17 protein-coding genes are annotated in these 22,014 nt (G+C 29.7%); 9 read left to right on the top strand and 8 right to left on the bottom strand.

Annotation, left to right across the window (positions count from 1 at the left end):
• The first annotated feature begins 29 nt into the window (after positions 1-29).
• The 7 genes from L0U72_RS07850 (at position 30) to rfbB (ending at position 6,222) form a co-directional block, all read left to right on the top strand.
• The gene (locus tag L0U72_RS07850) at positions 30-1,220 is read left to right on the top strand and encodes a glycosyltransferase family 4 protein (RefSeq protein ID WP_233898820.1); all 1,191 of its coding nucleotides are present in this window, start codon (positions 30-32) and stop codon (positions 1,218-1,220) included.
• 26 nt (positions 1,221-1,246) lie between these two features.
• On the top strand, positions 1,247-1,852 hold the full coding sequence (locus L0U72_RS07845; protein WP_233898819.1) for a sugar transferase: 606 nt from the start codon (positions 1,247-1,249) through the stop codon (positions 1,850-1,852).
• On the top strand, positions 1,845-2,468 hold the full coding sequence (locus tag L0U72_RS07840; protein ID WP_233897330.1) for an acetyltransferase: 624 nt from the start codon (positions 1,845-1,847) through the stop codon (positions 2,466-2,468). The genes L0U72_RS07845 and L0U72_RS07840 overlap by 8 nt, the downstream gene beginning before the upstream one ends.
• A complete protein-coding gene (locus tag L0U72_RS07835) occupies positions 2,458-3,594 on the top strand; it encodes a DegT/DnrJ/EryC1/StrS family aminotransferase (RefSeq protein WP_233898829.1) in 1,137 nt (378 codons plus the stop codon). The genes L0U72_RS07840 and L0U72_RS07835 overlap by 11 nt, the downstream gene beginning before the upstream one ends.
• 94 nt (positions 3,595-3,688) lie before the next feature.
• Positions 3,689-4,567 (top strand): glucose-1-phosphate thymidylyltransferase RfbA, encoded by an 879-nt coding sequence (gene rfbA, locus L0U72_RS07830; RefSeq protein WP_233898818.1) that lies wholly within the window; start codon positions 3,689-3,691, stop codon positions 4,565-4,567.
• A gap of 20 nt (positions 4,568-4,587) precedes the next feature.
• On the top strand, positions 4,588-5,148 hold the full coding sequence (rfbC, locus tag L0U72_RS07825) for a dTDP-4-dehydrorhamnose 3,5-epimerase (protein ID WP_233898817.1): 561 nt from the start codon (positions 4,588-4,590) through the stop codon (positions 5,146-5,148).
• Between the two features lie 54 nt (positions 5,149-5,202).
• Positions 5,203-6,222 carry a dTDP-glucose 4,6-dehydratase gene (rfbB, locus tag L0U72_RS07820; protein WP_233898816.1) on the top strand — a complete coding sequence of 340 codons (1,020 nt, stop codon included), beginning with the start codon at positions 5,203-5,205 and terminating at the stop codon, positions 6,220-6,222.
• A gap of 53 nt (positions 6,223-6,275) precedes the next feature.
• Here the strand turns inward: rfbB and L0U72_RS07815 are convergent, their stop codons facing one another.
• From L0U72_RS07815 to porV, 5 genes are all read right to left on the bottom strand, one after another.
• Positions 6,276-8,147, bottom strand: a complete 1,872-nt coding sequence (locus L0U72_RS07815) for a LysM peptidoglycan-binding domain-containing protein (RefSeq protein WP_233883694.1) — start codon at positions 8,145-8,147, stop codon at positions 6,276-6,278.
• A gap of 22 nt (positions 8,148-8,169) precedes the next feature.
• Positions 8,170-9,705, bottom strand: a complete 1,536-nt coding sequence (guaA, locus tag L0U72_RS07810) for a glutamine-hydrolyzing GMP synthase (RefSeq protein ID WP_233861333.1) — start codon at positions 9,703-9,705, stop codon at positions 8,170-8,172.
• A gap of 84 nt (positions 9,706-9,789) precedes the next feature.
• Positions 9,790-10,863: a 3-oxoacyl-ACP synthase III family protein gene (locus tag L0U72_RS07805; protein WP_101916778.1), complete on the bottom strand. Its 1,074-nt coding sequence runs from the start codon at positions 10,861-10,863 to the stop codon at positions 9,790-9,792.
• Positions 10,864-11,086: 223 nt separating this feature from the next.
• Positions 11,087-11,569: a cytidine deaminase gene (cdd, locus tag L0U72_RS07800; protein WP_233883692.1), complete on the bottom strand. Its 483-nt coding sequence runs from the start codon at positions 11,567-11,569 to the stop codon at positions 11,087-11,089.
• A 140-nt stretch (positions 11,570-11,709) separates the two neighbouring features.
• Positions 11,710-12,804, bottom strand: a complete 1,095-nt coding sequence (gene porV / locus L0U72_RS07795; RefSeq protein ID WP_101916776.1) for a type IX secretion system outer membrane channel protein PorV — start codon at positions 12,802-12,804, stop codon at positions 11,710-11,712.
• 374 nt (positions 12,805-13,178) lie between these two features.
• On the opposite strand from porV, the gene gldJ reads away from it, so the two are divergent.
• Positions 13,179-14,894 carry a gliding motility lipoprotein GldJ gene (gene gldJ / locus L0U72_RS07790; RefSeq protein ID WP_233883691.1) on the top strand — a complete coding sequence of 572 codons (1,716 nt, stop codon included), beginning with the start codon at positions 13,179-13,181 and terminating at the stop codon, positions 14,892-14,894.
• Between the two features lie 73 nt (positions 14,895-14,967).
• Positions 14,968-16,245, top strand: a complete 1,278-nt coding sequence (locus L0U72_RS07785; RefSeq protein WP_233898815.1) for a UDP-N-acetylmuramoyl-tripeptide--D-alanyl-D-alanine ligase — start codon at positions 14,968-14,970, stop codon at positions 16,243-16,245.
• Positions 16,246-16,351: 106 nt separating this feature from the next.
• On the opposite strand, the gene L0U72_RS07780 is transcribed toward L0U72_RS07785, so the two are convergent.
• The 3 genes from L0U72_RS07780 to ccsA are packed head-to-tail and all read right to left on the bottom strand — an operon-like array spanning position 16,352 to position 22,006.
• Positions 16,352-18,253: a polysaccharide biosynthesis protein gene (locus L0U72_RS07780; RefSeq protein WP_233897335.1), complete on the bottom strand. Its 1,902-nt coding sequence runs from the start codon at positions 18,251-18,253 to the stop codon at positions 16,352-16,354.
• A gap of 37 nt (positions 18,254-18,290) precedes the next feature.
• Positions 18,291-18,806, bottom strand: coding sequence for a DUF2892 domain-containing protein (locus L0U72_RS07775; protein ID WP_233898814.1), 516 nt, complete (start codon positions 18,804-18,806; stop codon positions 18,291-18,293).
• Between the two features lie 56 nt (positions 18,807-18,862).
• Positions 18,863-22,006 (bottom strand): cytochrome c biogenesis protein CcsA, encoded by a 3,144-nt coding sequence (gene ccsA, locus L0U72_RS07770; protein WP_233898813.1) that lies wholly within the window; start codon positions 22,004-22,006, stop codon positions 18,863-18,865.
• Between the last annotated feature and the right edge of the window lie 8 nt (positions 22,007-22,014).

The raw sequence follows: 22,014 nt of genomic DNA, 5'->3' as shown, positions 1-22,014 counted from the left end.
ATAGAATTTTAATAATACAATAAGCTAAAATGAATATATTATATATACACCAATACTTTAAGACACCTAAAGAGCCAGGAGGAACTAGGTCTTATTGGATAGCGAAAGAACTTTTAAAGAAAGGACACTCTGTTACTATGTTAACAACAAGTAGTCAGATTGAAGAAAAAGTAAAAAAACAAAATATTGATGGAATTGATGTAATTTACCTAAAGGTACCTTATAATCAAAAAATGAGTATAATAACAAGGTTAAAATCATTTTTTAGCTTTATGATTAAGTCTACATCTGTAGCTCTTAAAGTAAAAAATGTTGATTTAGTTATCGCAACATCTACGCCTTTAACTATCGGTTTTCCAGCATTGGTATTAAAGTTTTTTAAGAAAATCCCTTATCTTTTTGAAGTTAGAGATTTATGGCCTGAAGTACCTATTCAAATGGGGGGTTTAAATAATAAATTTTTACAAAAATTAGCTATTGGGTTTGAAAAAATAATATACAAAAAAGCATTACATATTATAGCACTTTCTCCAGGAATGGAAAAAGGAGTTTTAAAATTTGTTAGTCAAAAAAAGGTATCTATGATTCCTAATATGGCTAAAATAGATGCTTTTTTCCCTAGAGAAAAAAATTTTAAATTATTAGAAAGCCTTAATTTAAAAAAAGAGTCATTTAAAGTGATTCACTTTGGTGCTTTAGGTCTTGCAAATGGTGCACACACGATTATAAATACAGCAAAACTTTTAAAAGATAATAATGAAATTGAGTTTATCTTTATAGGTGGTGGTGCTACAGAGGCAGATTTGATAAAAGAATGTGAATCTAACAATTTAACAAATGTTAAGTTTTTAGGAAGATTTGCAATGAGTGAAACGGCTGAAATTGTCAATTTTTGTGATGTTTCAATAGTTAGTTTTTTAGATTTACCTATTTTATATACAAATTCACCAAATAAATTATTCGATTCATTATCTGCAGGAAAACCTATACTTGTAAATTCGGCAGGGTGGACAAAAGATTTAGTAGAAAAATATAATTGTGGACTTTATGCAAACCCTAAACATCCTCAAGAGCTAGCTGATAAGATTATATTCTTAAAAAATAATATAAAAGAGAGAGAAATAATGTCTCAAAATTCTCGAAATTTAGCAGAAACAAAATACGATAAAAGTATTCTTTGTGCTCAATTTGCAGATATTGTTACAGGATTAAAGCTTTAGGTAAACATTTAAACAAGAATTAAATAATGTATAAAAACTATATTAAACGTGTTTTCGACTTTCTAATTGCTTTAGTGGCGTTAGTTTTACTAAGTCCAATATTTATAATTGTGTTAATTTTATTGAGCATTTACAACAATGGAAAACCTTTTTTCTTTCAACAAAGACCTGGTAAAAAAGAAAAAATATTTAAGGTTATTAAGTTTAAAACAATGAATGATAAGAAAGATAATGAAGGAAATTTATTATCAGATGAACTTAGGTTAACAAAAGTTGGTAATTTTGTTCGTAAAACATCATTAGACGAACTTCCACAATTATTAAATGTTTTAAAAGGGGATATGAGTTTAATAGGTCCAAGGCCTTTATTAATAGAATATTTGCCATTATATAGTAAAAGTCAGCAAAGAAGACATAATGTAAGACCAGGTATAACAGGTTTAGCACAAATAAATGGGCGTAACGCAATTAGTTGGAAGAAAAAATTTGAATATGATGTTAAATATGTAGATAACCTTTCTTTTATTTCAGATGTGAAAATATTTTTTAAAACCTTTTTAAAAGTATTTAAATCAGAAGGAATTAGTAAAGAAGGAGAAGCTACTACAACAAAGTTTTTAGGTAATGAATAAAAAAATTTGTTTATTTGGTGCTAGTGGTCATGGAAAGGTAATTAAAGATATTGCGATAAATAACAATATTGAGGTACTTACCTTTGTTGATGATAATCCAAAATTAGAAGTGTTACATAATATTTCGGTTATAAAATCAGTAGAAATAAAATCAGTTGACACAGAAAATTTTATTATATCAATAGGAAATAATGAAATTAGAAAAAAAATAGCAAATAAATTAAATATAAAATTTATAAGTTTAATTGATGTAACAGCTACTGTTTCAAAATCAGCAAAAATAGCAGAAGGTACTGTCGTAATGCCATCAGCAGTTATTAATGCTGATGTTAAAATAGGAAAACACTGTATTATTAATACAGGTTCAATTATAGAACATGATTGTATTATTGAAAACTATGTTCATATATCACCAAACGCAACAATAACAGGAGCTGTCTTAATTAAAGAAGGAACTCATATTGGAGCAGGAGCTATTGTAATCCCTGGTGTTAAAATAGGAAAATGGGCTACTATTGGTGCAGGAACTGTAATTATTAAAGATGTTCCTGATTATGCAGTTGTTGTTGGGAGTCCAGGTAGAATTATAAAATATAAAGAAAAAAATAATGGATAAAATTTGGCTATCTTCTCCACACATGGGAGGTTCAGAACAAAAATACGTACAAGAAGCATTTGATACTAATTGGATAGCGCCACTAGGACCAAATGTAAACGGATTTGAAAAAGATTTAGAAAATTATATCGGTGAAAATTCAAATGTTGCTTGTTTAGTTTCAGGAACATCTGCAATACATTTAGCTTTAATATTATCAGAAGTTGGCTTAAATGATGAAGTTATTTGTCAAAGTATGACATTTTCAGCATCAGCAAATCCTATAAAATATCAAGGTGCAAATCCTATTTTTATTGATAGTGAAAAAGATACTTGGAATATGTGTCCGATAGCATTAGAAGAAGCTATTGAAAAAGGAATATCAAAAGGTAAAAAACCAAAAGCTATTATTGTGGTTCATTTATATGGAATGCCTGCAAAAATGGATGAAATTTTAGCAGTTTCAAAAAAATATGGTATCTCTTTAATTGAAGATGCCGCCGAAGCATTAGGAGCTACTTATAAAGGTCAAAAATGTGGAACTTTTGGCGATTTTGGAATATTATCGTTTAACGGAAATAAAATTATTACCACATCAGGAGGTGGTGCTTTAGTTTGTAAATCAGAAAAAAACAAACAAAAAGCCATCTTTTTAGCAACACAATCAAGAGATGATGCCCCACATTATCAACATTCTGAAGTAGGTTATAATTACAGAATGAGTAATGTTGTAGCAGGTATTGGTAGAGGGCAGATGGAAGTTTTAGATAAACATATCGGTTATCGAAGAGCTAACAATGAGTTTTATCAAGGTTTATTTAAAAATATTGAAGGGATAACTGTTTTTAAAGAACCAACTAAAGATTATTATTCAAATCATTGGTTAAGTGCCATTATTGTTGATCAAACTATCACAGGGTTTTCTAGAGAAGATTTAAGATTAAGTTTATTAGAAGACAATATAGAATCTCGTCCTTTATGGAAGCCAATGCATTTGCAACCTGTTTTTGAAAATACGGATTATTACGGAACTGATGTATCAGAAAAATTATTTAATGATGGATTATGTTTGCCTTCAGGTTCTAATTTAACAGCTGATGATAGAAACAGAATTCAAGAAGCTGTCCATAAATTATTGAAAAAATAATTACTAAAAAAATAGAAATAAAGTATATAAAAAATAAGCTCAAGGTAATTCTTGAGCTTATTTTTTATAAATTAGACGATATTATCATAAAAAAATGAAAGGCATAATTTTAGCAGGCGGATCAGGAACACGCTTATATCCGATAACAAAAGGTGTATCAAAACAATTACTTCCTGTTTATGACAAACCGATGATTTACTATCCGTTATCGGTTTTGATGCTTGCAGGAATCACCGAAATTTTAATAATTTCAACCCCAACCGATTTACCTAACTTCAAAACATTATTAGGCGATGGAAGCGATTTAGGAATCACTCTAAAATACGCAGAACAACCATCTCCAGATGGCTTAGCACAAGCTTTTATTATTGGTGAAGAATTTATAGCAAACGATGATGTTTGTTTAATTTTAGGCGATAATATTTTTTACGGTCACGGATTGCCAGAAATGTTAGCTTCGGCAATAAATAATGTTCAAAATGATAAAAAAGCAACTATTTTCGGCTATTATGTAAAAGATGCAAAACGCTATGGAGTTGTTGATTTTGATGATAATGGTAACGCAATATCAATTATTGAAAAACCAGAGAATCCGAAGTCAAATTATGCCGTTGTTGGCTTGTATTTTTATCCGAATAATGTTATTAAAATAGCAAAAAAAGTAGTTCCTTCAGAAAGAGGTGAATTAGAAATAACGTCTGTAAATCAACAATATTTAGAAGATAAACAACTAAAAGTTCAACTTATGGGACGTGGTTTCGCTTGGCTAGATACAGGTACACACGATTCGTTATTAGAGGCAAGTCAGTTTATTGAAACCATCGAAAAACGACAAGGTTTAAAAGTAGCTTGTTTAGAAGAAATAGCTTTATATATGGGATATATTTCAAAAGAAAAAGTGCGTGAACTTGCCGAACCCTTAAAAAAGAACGGCTACGGACAGTATTTATTAAATTTAGTAAAAGAGAACTAATAAAGGCTAATAAAGTTTAAATGAAATTTATCAAAACAGCACTTTCTGATGTGGTTATTATCGAACCAAAAATTTTTAAAGATGAAAGAGGATATTTTTACGAATCGTTTAATCAAGAAAAATTTAATGCAAATATTAGCGAAAATATAGGCTTGACTAATTTTATTCAAGATAATGAATCAAAATCTACTTTTGGCGTTTTAAGAGGTTTGCATTTTCAAAAACCACCTTTTGCACAAGCAAAATTAGTACGATGTAATAAAGGAAAAGTATTAGATGTTGTAGTCGATTTACGTAAAAAATCGCCAACTTTTGGCAAGCATATTACGGTTTTGTTATCCGAAGAAAATAAAAAACAATTATTTGTGCCAAGAGGTTTTGCGCATGGTTTTGTGGTTTTATCCGAAGAAGCTATTTTTTCGTATAAAGTAGATAATAAATATGCTCCTTCGCATGAAGACGGTATTTTATGGAATGATAAAACACTTAATATCGATTGGAATATAAATCAAGAAAAAATAATTTTATCAGCAAAAGATGAAATTTTAGGAACGTTTGAAAACTTTGATTCGCCTTTTTAATTTAATACTTTAAGAATTGTAAATTTGAAACTTATCTTATAAACAATTCTTTTAATGAAAAGTATTTTAATTACAGGCGGTGCAGGATTTATTGGTTCACATGTTGTTCGATTATTTTCGAATAAATACCCAACATATCAAATTATTAATTTAGATGCTTTAACCTACGCAGGAAATCTAGATAATTTAACAGATGTTCAAGGTAATTTAAACTACACTTTTATCAAAGGAGATATTTGTGACGAAACTTTAGTCAAAAATATTTTTGAAGATTATAAAATAGATTCGGTTATTCATTTGGCGGCAGAATCGCATGTTGATCGCTCTATTTCTGACCCATTTTCATTTGTGAAAACCAATGTTTTTGGAACATTAAATCTGTTAGAAAATGCCAAAAATAGCTGGAAAGATAATTTTGATGATAAATTATTCTATCATATTTCTACCGATGAAGTGTACGGAAGTTTAGCCGAAACAGGTCTTTTTACTGAAGAAACTGCTTATGATCCGCACTCGCCATATTCGGCATCAAAAGCTTCATCTGATCATTTTGTAAGAGCTTTTCATGATACTTATGGTTTGCCGATTGTAATTTCTAACTGCTCGAATAATTATGGGGCGAATCAATTTCCAGAAAAATTAATTCCATTATTTATTGATAATATCTGTAATAATAAACCATTGCCAGTCTATGGAAAAGGCGAAAATATTAGAGATTGGCTTTATGTAGAAGACCACGCAAGTGCAATTGATGTAATTTTTCATCAAGGAAAAACAGGCGAAACATATAATATTGGTGGCGATAATCAGTGGAAAAATATTGATTTAATAAAGCTTTTAATCAAAGAAGTAGATGCTTTATTAGGGAGAAAACCAGGAACTTCAAATAATTTAATAACGCATATAACCGATAGGGCAGGGCACGATTATCGCTATGCAATTGATGCTTCAAAACTTAAAAATGAGTTGGGTTGGAAGCCATCTTTACAATTTGAGCAAGGTATTCAAAAAACAATTCTTTGGTATTTAGAAAATCAAGAATGGTTAGATAAAATAAAAAAGCGCCCATTTTAAATGGGCGCTTTTTTTATAATGTATCTTGTTGAAGTTTTACTATTTTGAACTCTTTATTTAAGTCTGGTTAAACTTAAATCTTTGTTATATTTTACCATAAACAATCCTTTATTACTAGTGCTTCCAAACATTTTTTTATGATAATCAAATTTGTTTTCCAAACGAAGTGAAACACCTTCTTTAAAAGTATTTGTTAAGGCTTTTCCTGAAGCTAATCTCATTAAAACATCATAAGTAATATCAAAACCTTTAATGGCGTAATCCGAAGGAATTGTATTGTTTTTTTTGTAATACTTTTTATTGAAAATAGTTACATCTTTTGAAGAATCATCAGCATAAGAATCAGATACATAGGTGAAATTAACACTCGCTAATTTATTGTTTTCTAATTTTTCGTAAGCATTATGTTTTTCTATGGCAAAAACTTGTAACTTTATATTATCAGGAACTCCAATCATGCTATTTAAAACATCGGCAATAGCAACATTATCATCAGAAGTGATAAGTACCCAATTACGTTTTTTTGAGGTCATTTTACGTGTAAATAATGCTCTCTTTATATAACCTTTTGTCGGTTTTAAAACATGAATATTTGTAATAGAATCATGTGTTTTTAATTGTGAAACTATTTTATTGATTTTGCTATTTGAGGCTGTTTTTCCATCACCTACCACAAAAATTTGTTCTCCATTATACGTTTCTTTCAAATAAGAGATTAAATAATCCGTATAACTATTTTTATCGGGAGCTGTTTTAACAAGTTTTGAACCTGAAAATTTATCCTGATTACTAGAAAAATGAGGGAAAATTACTGGAGACTTTACTTTACTAGCAACAATTTCTGCTTTATCAGAATAAAAAGGACCGATAACAACATCGGTATTTTCTAAGCTATTTTTAGCTAAAATTGATGCAATATTCTTGCCTCTATTTCCAGTATCAAAAAGGTTTAGATTTACAGTAATATGTTGTTTTTTTATAGAATCGACAGCCATTTCAGCTCCTAAATAAAAATCAGTAACCATATTGGCTAATTTTGCCGAACTATTTTTTTCTTGACTAAAGATATCAACAGCCGTCATATTACTATACTCTTTTGCTCTAAAAGGAAGTAAAATAGCTAGATTAATGGCGATATCTTCTTTAATATTATCTTTATAAAAAGCGTAATTATCGCTTGAGTTTACCGCTTCAATTGGTTTTATTTTTAATAATTGACCAGTTGATAATTCATTGTTTTTTAAGGCTGGATATTCAGGATTTAATTGAATTAAAGCATCCTTAGAAATATTATAAAAACGTGTTAAACTGTATACCGTTTCTTTAGTTTTAACGGTATGTGTTAAAAAGTTTTTAAGAATTGTTTCTTTATCAACAGCGATTGTTTTTGCAATTGGTTTTACCTTTAAAATCTGACCAATACTTATTGTATTGTTGCTGATTTCAGGAAAATCAGGATTCCATTTAATTAAATCATCCTTAGATATATTATATTTTTTGGTGATTCTATAAACAGTTTCACTAGCCTTTACGGTATGTGTTTGGTATTCATATACTGTTTGTTGATAAACTAATTTACTTGTATCGGGTGTTTCTGTTACTTTTTCTTTTAACGGATTTACCTGTTTTTCATTCGTATCTGTACTAACTTTTTGCGCATCGGTATTCTTACTATTTTTAGTAGAAGAAGAAATTACTTTTTTAGTTTCCGTATTCGGAATTACGATTACTGTATTGGCAGTTGGTTTTCTATCAACATCAGGATTTAAACGTAATAAATCTCTGGTTTTCATGTTCAATCGTTTGGCAATGTCTCGCATTGTTTCTCCCTTTTGAACTTTATAAGACACGTATCTTTTCTGCTGACCACAGGAAATGGTAAAGGTTAAAATACAAATTAAAAGTAAAAATTGTAATTTCTTCATCTAGTTTTTTGTTATAAGAATTTTATTCCCATTCAATTGTTGCAGGTGGTTTCGAGCTGATATCGTACACAACTCTGTTAACACCTTTTACATTATTTATTATCTTGTTTGATGTTTTTTGTAAAAACTCGTATGGTAAATTTACCCAATCTGCGGTCATACCATCGGTACTTTCTACGGCACGTAAGGCAACCACTTTTTCATATGTTCTTTCATCTCCCATAACTCCAACAGAGTTTACAGGTAATAAAATTGCGCCAGCTTGCCATACTTTGTCATATAATCCATCTTCTTTTAATCCGTTGATAAAAACAGCATCAACTTCTTGTAAGATACGTACTTTTTCTTTAGTGATATCACCTAAGATACGAATTGCTAATCCAGGACCAGGAAAAGGATGACGCCCTAATAAATCTTTATCAATTCCCATAGAAGCACCTACACGGCGAACTTCATCTTTAAAAATCATTCGTAATGGCTCTACGATTTTTAGTTTCATAAAATCAGGCAAACCACCTACATTATGATGACTTTTAATGGTTGCTGATGGTCCTCCATTTACAGAAACAGATTCAATAACATCAGGATAAATAGTTCCTTGTGCTAACCATTTTGCGTTTTCAATCTGATTTGCTTCAGCATCAAAAACATCAATAAAAGCTTTACCAATAGCCTTACGTTTTTCTTCAGGATCACTTAATCCAGCCAGTTCGCTTAAAAAACGTTCCGAAGCATCTACGCCTTTTACGTTTAAGCCCATACCTTCGTATTGTTTTAATACATCGGTATATTCATTTTTACGTAATAGTCCATTATTTACAAAAATACAGTGTAAATTATCGCCAATTGCTTTGTGTAATAATACAGCGGCTACGGTAGAATCTACTCCTCCAGACAATCCTAAAACTACTTTGTCGTTACCTACTTTTGCTTTAATATCTGCTACTGTTTCATCAACAAATGAATCAGGAGTCCAAGTTTGAGCTACATCAGCGATGTCAACTAAAAAGTTTTGTAACAATTGTTTTCCATCGGTAGAATGATATACTTCTGGGTGAAACTGAATCGCATATGTTGATTCTCCTTCAATTTTATAGGCTGCATTTTCTACATCAGTAGTGCTGGCTAATAAAACTCCGTTGGTTGGCAAGTTTTTAATAGTGTCTGAATGGCTCATCCAAACTTGGCTTCCTGTTGAAATTCCTTTAAAGAACGTTTCACCATTTTTTACAAAAGATAAATTAGCTCTACCATATTCTCTGGTGTTTGAAGGTGCTACTAATCCACCAGAAAAGTGGGCTAAATATTGCGCTCCATAACAAACAGCTAATACAGGTTTTTTGCCTCTAATTTCTGATAAATCAGGATGTAAGACTCCTTCTGCACGAACAGAATTCGGGCTACCAGAAAGTATTACGGCTTTAAAATCGTTTAAGTTTGTAGGAATTTTGTTATACGGATGAATTTCACAGTATATGTTTAATTCTCTAACACGGCGTGCAATAAGTTGTGTGTATTGCGATCCGAAATCTAAAATAAGTACGTTGTGTTGTTGCATACGCAAAAATAGTACTTAGATTTTAGATTTTAAGTATTTGATTTTAGATTTTTTTCAAGTTTTTTAAATTTTAAGTTTTCTCATTTAATAACGATACACAATAGCGTTTATATTCATTCCCGAACCTACCGAGGCTAACATAATAACATCACCTTTTTTTACTTCTTGATGTTCGATATTTCCTTTTAAAACTAAATCTAAGAGTGTTGGTACGGTTGCTACAGAGCTATTTCCTAAGGTACGGATACTCATTGGCATTATTTTTTCGGGCACTGGTTTTTTATACAATCGATAAAAACGCTTGATAATTGCTTCATCCATTTTTTCATTTGCTTGATGGATAAATATTTTTTTAACCTCGTCAATTTCAATACCACTTTTATCTAAAGCTGTTTTCATGGCTATTGGCACATTGGTAAGAGCGAATTCATAAATTTTACGTCCGTGCATTTTTATGTAGTGGATCTCTTTTTCAGAAGTGTTTAAATTTTTATTAAAAGATTTTCCGAAGAATAAAAAATAGGCTTCTTCTTTGGTAAAACTTTGGGTAGCGTGGCTTAAAATTCCGCTAGTAGTATTTTCTTTTTCCTCTAAAATACAGGCACCTGCACCATCGCTATAAATCATGGAATCTCTGTCGTGCGCGTCAATAACTCTTGATAATGTTTCACTTCCGATAACCAAACATTTTTTGGCAATTCCCGCTTTAATAAAGGCTTGTGCTTGGATAACACCTTGTACCCATCCAGGACATCCGAATAAAATATCGTACGCAACACAATTTGGGTTTTCTATTTTTAGCAAGTGTTTTACACGACTTGCCAAACTCGGTAGCATATCACTTTGAATGGTATCTTTTTTTATATCTCCAAAATTATGAGCAACGATAATATAATCTAATTCTTCTGGATTTATATTGGCATCTTCAATGGCTTTTTTAGCGGCAAAATAGCCTAAATCAGAGGAAGAATACTCATTTTTAGCATAACGGCGTTGTTCAATTCCTGTTATTGATTTGAATTTTTCAATAATAATGTCATTGGTATTATCAAAAGAAGAACCATCAGCATTCAAAAATAAATTTTCTGAAAACTGACTGTTTTCCTTTTTTATCGAAGGAATAAATGATCCTGTTCCTGTAATTACTGCTGATGTCATTTTGATTATTTTGGTTGTTTTTTTCGTACTCTTTTTATAAAGAGATACAAGTAAAGCATTTTAAATTAGAAAAACACTTTAATTAGTTTCCTATTTTTTATAATTATAGATTTCTTAAAAAAGAGGCTTTTAATTGTTAATTTTCAAAAAAAAAGGTTCTTTTTTAAGCGTGTTGTTATTCTTAAATTTTTTCTTGATATTCAAATATTGTAGGTCGGTAAAATTACAAATATTCGCTATCAAAAGAAAATGGAAGCAACGAAAGTAGCGATGTTGTTTTTACAATTTTACCAATTTCGCCCATAAATAACACTTCTATCGGTTCTTTTTGATTAATTTCATATTCTGATAGCGTTTGTCTGCAAGCGCCACAAGGCCCGATTGGTTTATTTACAATTGCATTTTCAGAAGCGGCAGTAATGGCAAGTTTTTTAATTTTTATCCCAGGAAATTCCGAACCAACTTTCCAAACAGCGACTCTTTCGGCACACATTCCAGAAGGATACGCCGCATTTTCTTGATTATTTCCTGATACTATTTGTCCGTTTTCTAGTAAAAAAGAAGCTCCAACTTTAAATTTAGAATACGGAGCATAGGCATTTGCTCTTGCCAAAATTGCAGTATTCATTAAGTTTTTATCTTCTTCGGATAATTCAGGTAGGCTATTATAAACGGTAACTGAAGTTTTGATTTCTATTTTTTCCATAAATACATAAACATAAATAATTGAAACAATATTTTTAATTATCAGACTAAAAAAGCAACCTATATAATATAGACTGCTTTTTTTATGTAATATAAAATAATATTTGAACTAAAATTAGTTAATTTGATTAAAAAGTACGTTTAATAATCATCATAAATTTCACCTAAATCAAACGACAATGAAAAACGTAAAGTACTTTCTAAAGGATTATTAATTTCTGATGTATTAATTAAATACGATAAATCTAACGTAAAAGCTTTGGCGGTAAAACCTGTTCCTAAACTTAAAAATTGACGTTGTCCTTTTTCTTTATTTTCGTGAAAATAACCTCCTCTAAGTGCAAATGAATTTTTGTATAAATATTCCGCTCCTAATGCCCATGTTGTTTCTTGTAGTTCTTCGCTAAAATCTCTATCACCTAAAGAAGTGAACATTCCTTCAAACCAACCTCTAGTAGATACGCCACTACTTGAAGGAACTAATAATTTGGTAAATTCTAAGTTTAATCCTACAATATTATTGCTATTCAAAATAAAATCGAAACCACCTCCTAATTTAGCATTCGTAGGTATAAAATGTTCTTGTCCAGGTGTGTATTCAACTTTAGGACCGATGTTTGCGATGTTAAAACCTAAACGGTAACGACCATTAAAATTTCCGTAATTTCTTTCTGTTGATTGATAATATCCTGATACATCTACGCCAAATGAATTTACAGCATCAATATCACTATTACTAGAATCTAAATTCGAATTAATATATTTTAAGCCAATACCCATCGAAAATTTTTCACTTAATTTCATCGAATAAATCCCTGAAATAGCAAATTCACTTGGGTTTTTATAACCTAAATCTACTATTTTTCCGTTATTTATTTCGTTTAGTGGTATTTCACCAAGAGAAAAATACTTAACATCAACTCCCCAAGCAGCAGTTTCTTTAAATCGATTTACGTACGAAAAATTTCCTACAAAAACATCGTTCGTTAATTCTCGTAACCAAGGCGTATAATTTAAACCGATGCTTATTTTATTTTTATTAAAAGCTGTTTTCGCAGGATTATGAAAAATAGAAAAAGCATCCGCAGAGGTTGCAACTCCTACATCTCCCATACCACCAGCACGAGCATCAGATGAAATTAATAAAAAAGGAGTCGCCGTTGTAATCTGTGAATTTTGTGCTTTTACTTGAAGGGCAAAAAAAGTGAAAAACAAAAAAAATGATAATTTTTTCATGTGAAGTTTGGTTGTTTAGTTTAGCAAATATATGGTATTCTTAAAAAAAAGTTAAAAATTTTTGATTTATTCTCCACAATCAAACGGCTATAAAAATGAATTATTATATAATGTTATTGTTTTTTAACTATTTTTACATAAAAATTATGTATTTTTAGCTAGATTACGTTTATTTACGAAGCCTTAATTATAAAATAATACATATTAATGTGAAATATTTAATCTTTTTCTTAATTTCGTAGTACTAAATATAAAACAAAGTCGTTTTATAATTACGCTAGTGTAAACCCATTATACATCAATTTATAAATAAATTAGTTGTAAGGAATTAGAAATATTGTAAATTGCACCAGCCTTAAAATAGTTAAAAATACATGAAAAGTACGTTAAAATTATTTAGTTTATTGGTTATCGCTACTTTGTTTATTACTTCTTGTAAAAGCAACGGTGGTGGTTCAAGTAAATCTTCACTAACAGGTTGGAACTTTAATGACCCTGATTACGGGAGTTATATAAAAGGAGAAGATAAAGAAGGTAAAGATGTACCCCCAGGAATGACTCACATTGAAGGAGGAAGTTTCACTATGGGATTAGTGCAAGATGATGTTATGTTCGACTGGAACACAACGCCTAAAAAAATGCACGTTCGTTCTTTTTATATGGATGAAACAGAAGTTACAAATGCAGAATATGGTTTATTCATGCAATATACGAAAGATGTTTTCCCTCCAGAAGAACCTCAATTTAAAAATATTTATCAATCTGTTTTACCAGATACGTTAGTTTGGAGAAAAGGATTAGGAAACACGAATTTATTATCTGAAAGTTATTTAAGACACCCTTCGTATGCAGAATATCCTGTTGTTGGTGTTAGCTGGTTACAGGCTAATAAATACTGTAAATGGCGTACCAATGCGGTAAACTTAAAAATATTAATGGATAAAGGTGTTATCAAAAATATTTTTAAAGAAGATTCATTAAGTTTTAGAGGTAAAAATAACTTTGATACCGATACGTATTTAACCAATCCGTATGCGTTGTTTGATGGAGATTCTACAATTTATAAAAAAGGACTTCCTGTACCAAGAAAAAAAGGAGCTCCTAAACCTGATAAAGATAAATTTTCAGGAAGACAAGTTACTTCTTCAGATGGTATTTTAGCACAAAAATTTAGACTTCCAACAGAAGTAGAGTGGGAATATGCTGCAAAAGCAATTTTTGAAAATCGTGAGTATAACAATATCCGTGGAAGAAAAAAATATGCCTGGAACGGTAAATATACCCGTGATAGAGATAAAAGAAGAAGAGGAGATCAGTTAGGAAACTTTAAACAAGGAAAAGGAGATTATAGTGGTATTGCAGGTTGGAGTAGTGATGGATCAGATATTCCAAATGCTGTAGCAAGTTATCCTCCAAATGCTTTTGGGTTATTTGATATGTCAGGTAACGTAGCTGAATGGGTACAAGATGTATACCGTCCTATTATTGATTCTGAAGCAAATGATTTCAACTATTTTAGAGGAAATATTTTTACCAAAAAATTAATCGACCAAAATGGTAAAGTTGTTATTGTTGGTGATGAAATAGGCGAAATAGAATACGATACCCTTGAAAATGGAAGAATCGTACCGAAAGAATTACCAGGTAGTGTTAAGTTTATTCCTATTACAAAGGAAGATACCTACATGAGAAGAAACTATAATTTAGCAAATAATTCAAGTTTAGGAGATGGAGATCAAGCATCTTCAAAAGATTATGAACTAGATAAGGAACAATTAGGTGAAATGTCTAGAATGTATAATTCACCTGAAAAACCAGAAGCAGATAGAGATTCTTTAGGAAATGTAATTAATAATTATAAATACGACTCAAAAACTAGATCAACTTTAGTTAGTGATAAATCTAGAGTTTATAAAGGAGGTGCTTGGGCAGATAGAGAATACTGGTTAGATCCTGCACAAAGAAGATATTTCCCAGAATATATGGCTACTAATTTTATCGGATTTAGATGTGCTACTGATAAAATGGGACCAATGATGTTGAACAAGCGTAAGAGACCAACGCCAAAATTTTCAACTAAATCAAGATAAATAAACATAGAAAATTAAATTTTTATACAAAAAACCTCATTGAACTTTCAATGAGGTTTTTTATTTTTACATTATGAAGATAGCCGATTTATATACCTTATATATTCAACATGGTTTCGTTGATACAGATACTCGAAATATTAGAGAAAACACCTTATTTTTTGCCTTAAAAGGAGCTAATTTCAATGGAAATAAGTTTGCTGAACAGGCATTAAAAAAAGGAGCTAAATTTGCTATTATTGATGAGATAGCATTTAAAACCTCTGATAAAACTATTTTAGTGGAAGATGTATTAAAAACACTACAAGATTTGGCGAGCTATCATCGAAAAAAGTTAGGAATACCTATTATAGCGATAACAGGTAGCAATGGAAAAACAACAACCAAAGAGTTAATTAATACTGTATTATCATCAAAATATAACACGATTGCCACTCGAGGGAATTTAAATAATCATATTGGAGTTCCTTTAACCTTACTTTCCATGACAAACCAAACCGAAATAGGAATTGTTGAAATGGGAGCAAATCATCCTAAAGAAATCGCTTTTTTAACTGAAATAACAACGCCAGATTTTGGATATATCACTAATTTTGGAAGCGCACATTTAGAAGGTTTTGGATCTTTAGAAGGTGTTGTAAAAGCAAAATCAGAACTATATGATTTTCTTATCAAAAACAATAAAAATATTTTTGTAAATCCAAAAGATGCTATTCAGATAGAAAAAACTAAAAATGCAAATACTGTTTTGTTTGAAAAATCTATTGATTTTATAACGGCAAATCCTCATGTGAAATTATCTTTCGAATCATTAGAAATACAAAGTAATTTAATAGGAGATTATAATTTTTCAAACATATCAGCAGCCATCACAATAGGACATTATTTTAAGATATCTAAAGAAAAAATTAAAGAAGCTATTGAAAAATATACTTCGTCAAATAATCGTTCACAAGTTATTGAAACTCAAAATAACAGTATTATTTTAGATGCATATAATGCTAATCCAACGAGCATGAAAGTTGCGCTAGAAAGCTTTAATAACTTGAAAGAAAAACAAAAAATAGTTATTTTAGGCGATATGTTTGAGTTAGGAAATTATAGTAAAACAGCTCACCAAGCTATTGTTGATTTAACGCTTAGTTTTAATTTTGATAAGGCGTTCTTTGTAGGTGAAAACTTTAATCAGACCGAAATAAGGTGTCAAATAAAATATGAAAAAAAGTATCAAAAAATTATAAGTTTTGAAGTATTAAAAGAATATTTACAAAAAAATCCTATAAAAGAAAGTACTATTTTGATAAAAGGATCAAGAGGAATGGCATTGGAAAGAATTGTTAAATATTGTTAATTTTAATCCTTAAAAACAGAAAAAAACATTCCGATAATTTAGCTTTTTAACTAAAATATCGGAATGTTTTTTTTATTATAATCAGTAAAAATAATAATTTTTGAAATTAAATAACTTTAGTATCTAACTCTTCATAAATAGAATTTTTAGATTTATATTCAGGAACAATTTCTTTTATCAATTGTACTGTTTTCTGATTATCATGATTCTTATTAGTTATACATAAATTAGAAATCCGATCACTAATAAAAATAGTATTTATTTTTTGGTTTTTAGCAATCATTATTTTTTCATGATAGGTAGGCGCTGTATTTTCACCATCAGCTAAAAGCTCTTCGTACAGTTTTTCGCCAGGGCGTAATCCTGTTATTTTGATATCAATATCTTCTGGAAATTTTAATCCAGATAAATGAATCATTCTTTTGGCTATTTCATATATTTTTACAGATTTCCCCATGTCGAAAATATAAATTTCACCACCATTTCCCATAGTTCCTGCTTCTAAAACCAAGCAACAAGCCTCTGGTATAGTCATAAAATAACGTGTAATATCTTTGTGAGTAACTGTTAAAGGACCGCCATTTTCAATTTGACGTTTAAAAAGAGGAATTACAGAGCCGTTAGAACCTAAAACATTTCCAAATCGTGTAATGGTAAATTTAGTATGATGACTTGTATCATTACTTAAACAACTGATGTACATTTCGGCAACTCTTTTAGTTGCTCCCATTACATTTGTAGGATTTACTGCCTTATCCGTAGAAACCATAACAAAACGTTCTACTTGGTGTTTTATGGATAAATCGGCAATATTTTTAGTTCCTGCAATGTTTATTTTAACAGCTTCATAAGGAGTCATTTCCATTAAAGGAACGTGTTTATAAGCTGCTGCATGAAACACTTTCTGTGGTTTATATTGTTCAAAAATTTTAGACATTCTTGTTTCATCTCTAACGTCTGCAACGATAGAAGTGATGTTTTGTCTGCCTTTTTGAATAAGTTCTTGTTGAAGATCGTATAGAGCAGATTCGGCTTGATCAATTAGTACTAAATGTTTATGCTGGTAAGCACTTAATTGTCTTGAAATTTCGGATCCTATTGAACCAGCCGCTCCTGTTACTAAAATGACCTTATTATTTACGTCTTTTTTAACAATCGGATTTTCAATAGAAATAGGTTTTCTGTTTAGTAAATCTTCTATTTTTACCGTTTTAATTTGATTTGCTTCTAAATCGCCATCAATCCATTTTGAAATAGGTGGGACAATTTTAACTTTTACGCCTAAATCAAATAAAGTATCTGTAAGATAAAGTAGTTTTTCAGATTTTATATTTTGAATAGAAATAATAACTTCATCAATCTGTTTATTTTCTATAAATTCTTTGTTGATAACTTTACGATTGTAAATATTAACCTGATTAATCTTTTTTCCTGCCTTTTTTTCATTATCATCAATAAAGCCAATAATTTTATAACTGTATTTTGTTTCTCTATTTAGAGCATCGTAAGTGGCTAACCCTGAATCTCCTGCGCCGTAAATAAGGACATTTGAAGTATTACTTAGTTCAGTAGATATCATTTCAAAAAAAGCTTTAAAAATATATCTACTAATAATTAATGCTAAAATTGAAATCAAATAATGAATAATCAAAATTGATATAGGAATCGTAAAACTAGGAACGATAGCAAATAAATTATTAATTAAAACAATAGAAATTGCGGTTAAAAAAAGTAAACTAACGCCTAAAAAAACATTAAAAGCATCTCTTGTTCCTGTATGCCTTACAATACCTCGGTAGGAGCCCACGATAAGAAAACTTATAAGCGCTATACATGCGATAAAAGGAATTTGATAATATAAATGATTAAGATCAAAATTCAAACTAGCATTAAAACGTACAGAGTACGCTAGTATGAATGAAATACAGACTAAAATGATGTCAATACTTAAAACAATCCACCTAGAGGCGTATCGTTCAAAAAACTTTAAAGCAATTTTTTTTGGCATTATATGTTTATTAAATGTTAAAAATACAAAATAAAACTTAAATTTTAGCCATTTGTTTCTTCATCATTTGCATTTGTTCTTTTAACATGCCATGTTTGTCTAGTTTTTTAGCTTCATTCATTAGAATTGTTGCCTCTCTTTTTCTACGTTTAGTCATGGCAATTCCTGCTAATTGTAATTTCGCCATCGCTAAATCATGATCCATTGCTAAACCAAGTTTTACGGCTTTCTTTAAGAATTTTTCTGCCTGTGTAATGTTTGTTTGACTCAACATAATTCCGTGTAGATAATTAAAATATCCTTCTTGTTTTGGAATTAATGCCGTTTCTGGATTTTTAATACAGTCTAACCATTTTTTAGTTCCTTCAAAATTTTGTTTACGCAATTGCATAAAAGCAAGTAAAATAAATTCATTTTTAAAGTAAAAAAACACGAAAATACCAGCAAGTAAAAGAATCGAAATTCCATTCATTATATGAATTTGTAAAAATTCATAAATAGCCCATATTGATATTAATCCAGCTACAATTAGTTTTATATTTTTATTGAACATTTTTATTTTTTTATCAATTTGTAAAAGTACATTTTTATCTTAAAAGAATAAGTAGTTTATTTTTTATAATATTTTTTATTCTTAAACCAAGCTAACAAACCAAGTATAGAAACAAAAGAAACAAAGCAATATACTGATGTAGGCGTAATTACTTTATCGCCACTAGCGTAAGAATGTAAGCCTGAAAGGTAAAAATTAACACCAAAGAAAGTCATCATAATTGATGTATTGGCTATAATTGAGAATAAGTTAAAGGTATATCTTCCTCTTAATCCAGGAATTAAACGCATATGTAAAACAAAAGCATACACCATAATAGATATTAACGCCCAAGTTTCTTTAGGATCCCATCCCCAATAACGCCCCCAACTTTCGTTAGCCCACATACCACCTAAAAAGTTTCCTACGGTAAGCATTACCAAGCCGACAGTTAAAGCCATTTCGTTTATAATGGTTAATTCTTTAAGATGTATATCCATTTTATCTTTATTCTTCTTATTGGTAAAGATGATTAATATCAAAGCAAAAACTCCTAAAATCATTCCTAAAAAGAAAGGACCATAACTTGCTGAAATTATTGAAACATGAACATACAACCACCAAGAATTTAATACGGGTTGCAGGTTGGCAATTTCAGGATCTAACCAGTTTTGATGTGCAAAAAATAAAATAATTGACACCAAAAAAGTAGTAGCAGCAATTGTTAGAGATGAATTTTTCCCTAGAATTAAACCAAAAAACATGGTGGCTAAACCAACAAATATAACGGCTTCATAAGCATTACTCCAAGGAGCATTTCCACTAATATACCAACGCATTGTTAAACCTGCAATATGGAAAATAAATAATAAAATTACAATTCCTATCAATAATTTTACCACATAGTTTACCCATGGTTTGTTGTTGAAAATTTGGAAGAAAACAAATACAATTAAAAGTAAACTTATATATGCGTAGTATTTAGAAATTTTTACAAAAATATTTAGTTCGTTGTAAGAAATTTCTAAATCAATTTTATTTTTTGAAGGAATTACTTCTGCACCAAATTTTTGTTGAAATTTCTTAATTCCTTCTAAAACTTTGTTGGTTTCTGTATAATCTCCCGATTTTCTTGAAGCTTGTAGCAGTTGTAAATACACAGGTAACGACTGACGTACAAAAACAGAATCTGTTCCTTTAAAATTTGCTTCTAGCGTTTCTGGTTGCGAAACCCATTTGTTATTTTGGTCATTAGGAATTGGGTAAATACGTAACATACCGCCTCCTAAGGCTTGTGATAGCAACCAAACTCTACGTTCAATTTTTATAATATCTGTTTCAAATTTATTTTGAATTTTTTTCTTTTGAGCAGCAACTACTAATTTGCTGATTTTTGAAGAACCATCTTTATTGTAAAAATCAATAAAGCGAGCATATTTTACTTCTTTAGAAATTCCTAAAAGATCTCTAACTTGTGTATTTCCTTTTTCTAAATATACAAAAGGAACATTTAACCAAAGCATTGGATTTTCTGTAATAGAAAGCAAAATTTGACTAGGATCTAAATCTTTAAATTTATTACTATGTGCTACTTTTCTAACCAATTCAGAAGCAAAAGTATGTGCGGGTTTCATACGTCCACCAACATCTTGAATAACTAAAGAACTGAATAAATCGGCATGTTTGTCATTTACTTTGTTCGCAATTAAAATAGAATCTATTTGTGCTTCGGTAATTTGTTTTGGTTGATGAGAATCCTGTTGACCAAAACTAACCAATGAAAAGAATACGGCAATTACCGTTAGTTTTATTTTTTTATTACGAATTTTTTCTAAGGATTTTTTAAGGTCATCAAAACGAGTATTTTTAATGAATAAAGATACTATTAAACCAAAAAATAGTAAAAAATAACCGATATAAGTAACCCAGGTACCATAAAAATCATGGTTTATTGATAAATGAGTTTGTTCATTTTCTCCATCAATTTTATAACTCGACTGAAAAAGTTTATATCCTTTATGATATAAAATATTATTCATAAAAATTCTAAAATCAAAAGTTTCATCTTTATCAATAACAGTTATTTCACTAGCATAAGCTGCCGCACTTTCAGATCCAGGGTATTTTTCTAATTGAAAATCGTTTAACTTAATATTAAAAGGAGTTTGTCGTTTTTTAGCACCATACCAAGCTCTAAAATGTAACTTACCCAAGTTAAATTCTTCAATATTATCTACATTAAACTGACCTCCATAAAAATTAACTCTTTTAGTTTCTCCGTTTGCAGTAATATCAAAAATAACAGTATCGTATTTTTTGTTGTCTTTTTCTCCTGAAAGTGTTTGCATAGCACCTTTTTCAGGCGATTTAGGAATTACAAATTGTAATCCTTTTATAGTATGTAATGTTAAATATTGAAACTGTTGAACACTATCTTTTACAATTTCACCTCTTTTTTTATCGGCCATTCGAAGCCATTCTCCATTGTTTTTAGAGATCATTTTTAAACTACCATCTTCATAAAAAAAATTCACTGAAGCATTGTTGTTACTAACATCAAAACTAACCAAAATATTATGAATATTTTGAGTAGTTCCTCTTTTGATATAATGTTCATGTCTGCTTCCGCTTGAACTTTCTACGAAAAATAAATGCTCAATACCATTTTCATCTAGCACTAATTTTTCTTCAGACCAAGGAATATAATCTACTAATTTATAGTTTATTTCGTGCTTTTTTTCTTCTTTTGTTGGTTGAAAAGTTTCGGTAAATTCTGCGGAGTTATTTCCCCAAGCAGAAAGTAATAATTTGTTATTGATTTCCTTTTGAAACGCATTATTATCTACGATAACATTTAAGTAATTGGTATCAGAAAAAAAAGTATTGGTAGTTTCTCCTTCATCAATAATCATTAAACCTTCGTAACTAATATAGCGTGTAATTCCTGCACCAATTAAAATCAATAAAAAAGAAATATGAAATAATAATACCGACCATTTTTCTTTTCTGTATAAACGGTATCTGAAAATATTTCCAAAAAAATTGACAACAAAAAAGAGCATAATTAATTCAAACCACCAAGTATTGTAAACTAAAGCTTTAGAGGTTTGTGTTCCGAAATCATTTTCTATAAAAGTGGCAATTCCCATAGATAGGGCAAATACTAAAAGTAATACTGCTGTTAAGCGAGTAGAGTAAAGAATGTCAAAGATTTTTTTCATCTGTAAAT

The organism is Tenacibaculum piscium, from assembly GCF_021390755.1.
Lineage (GTDB): Bacteria > Bacteroidota > Bacteroidia > Flavobacteriales > Flavobacteriaceae > Polaribacter > Polaribacter piscius.
The sequence above is the reverse complement of the archived record's forward strand: the minus strand, read 5'-3'. Positions and strand labels throughout refer to the sequence as shown.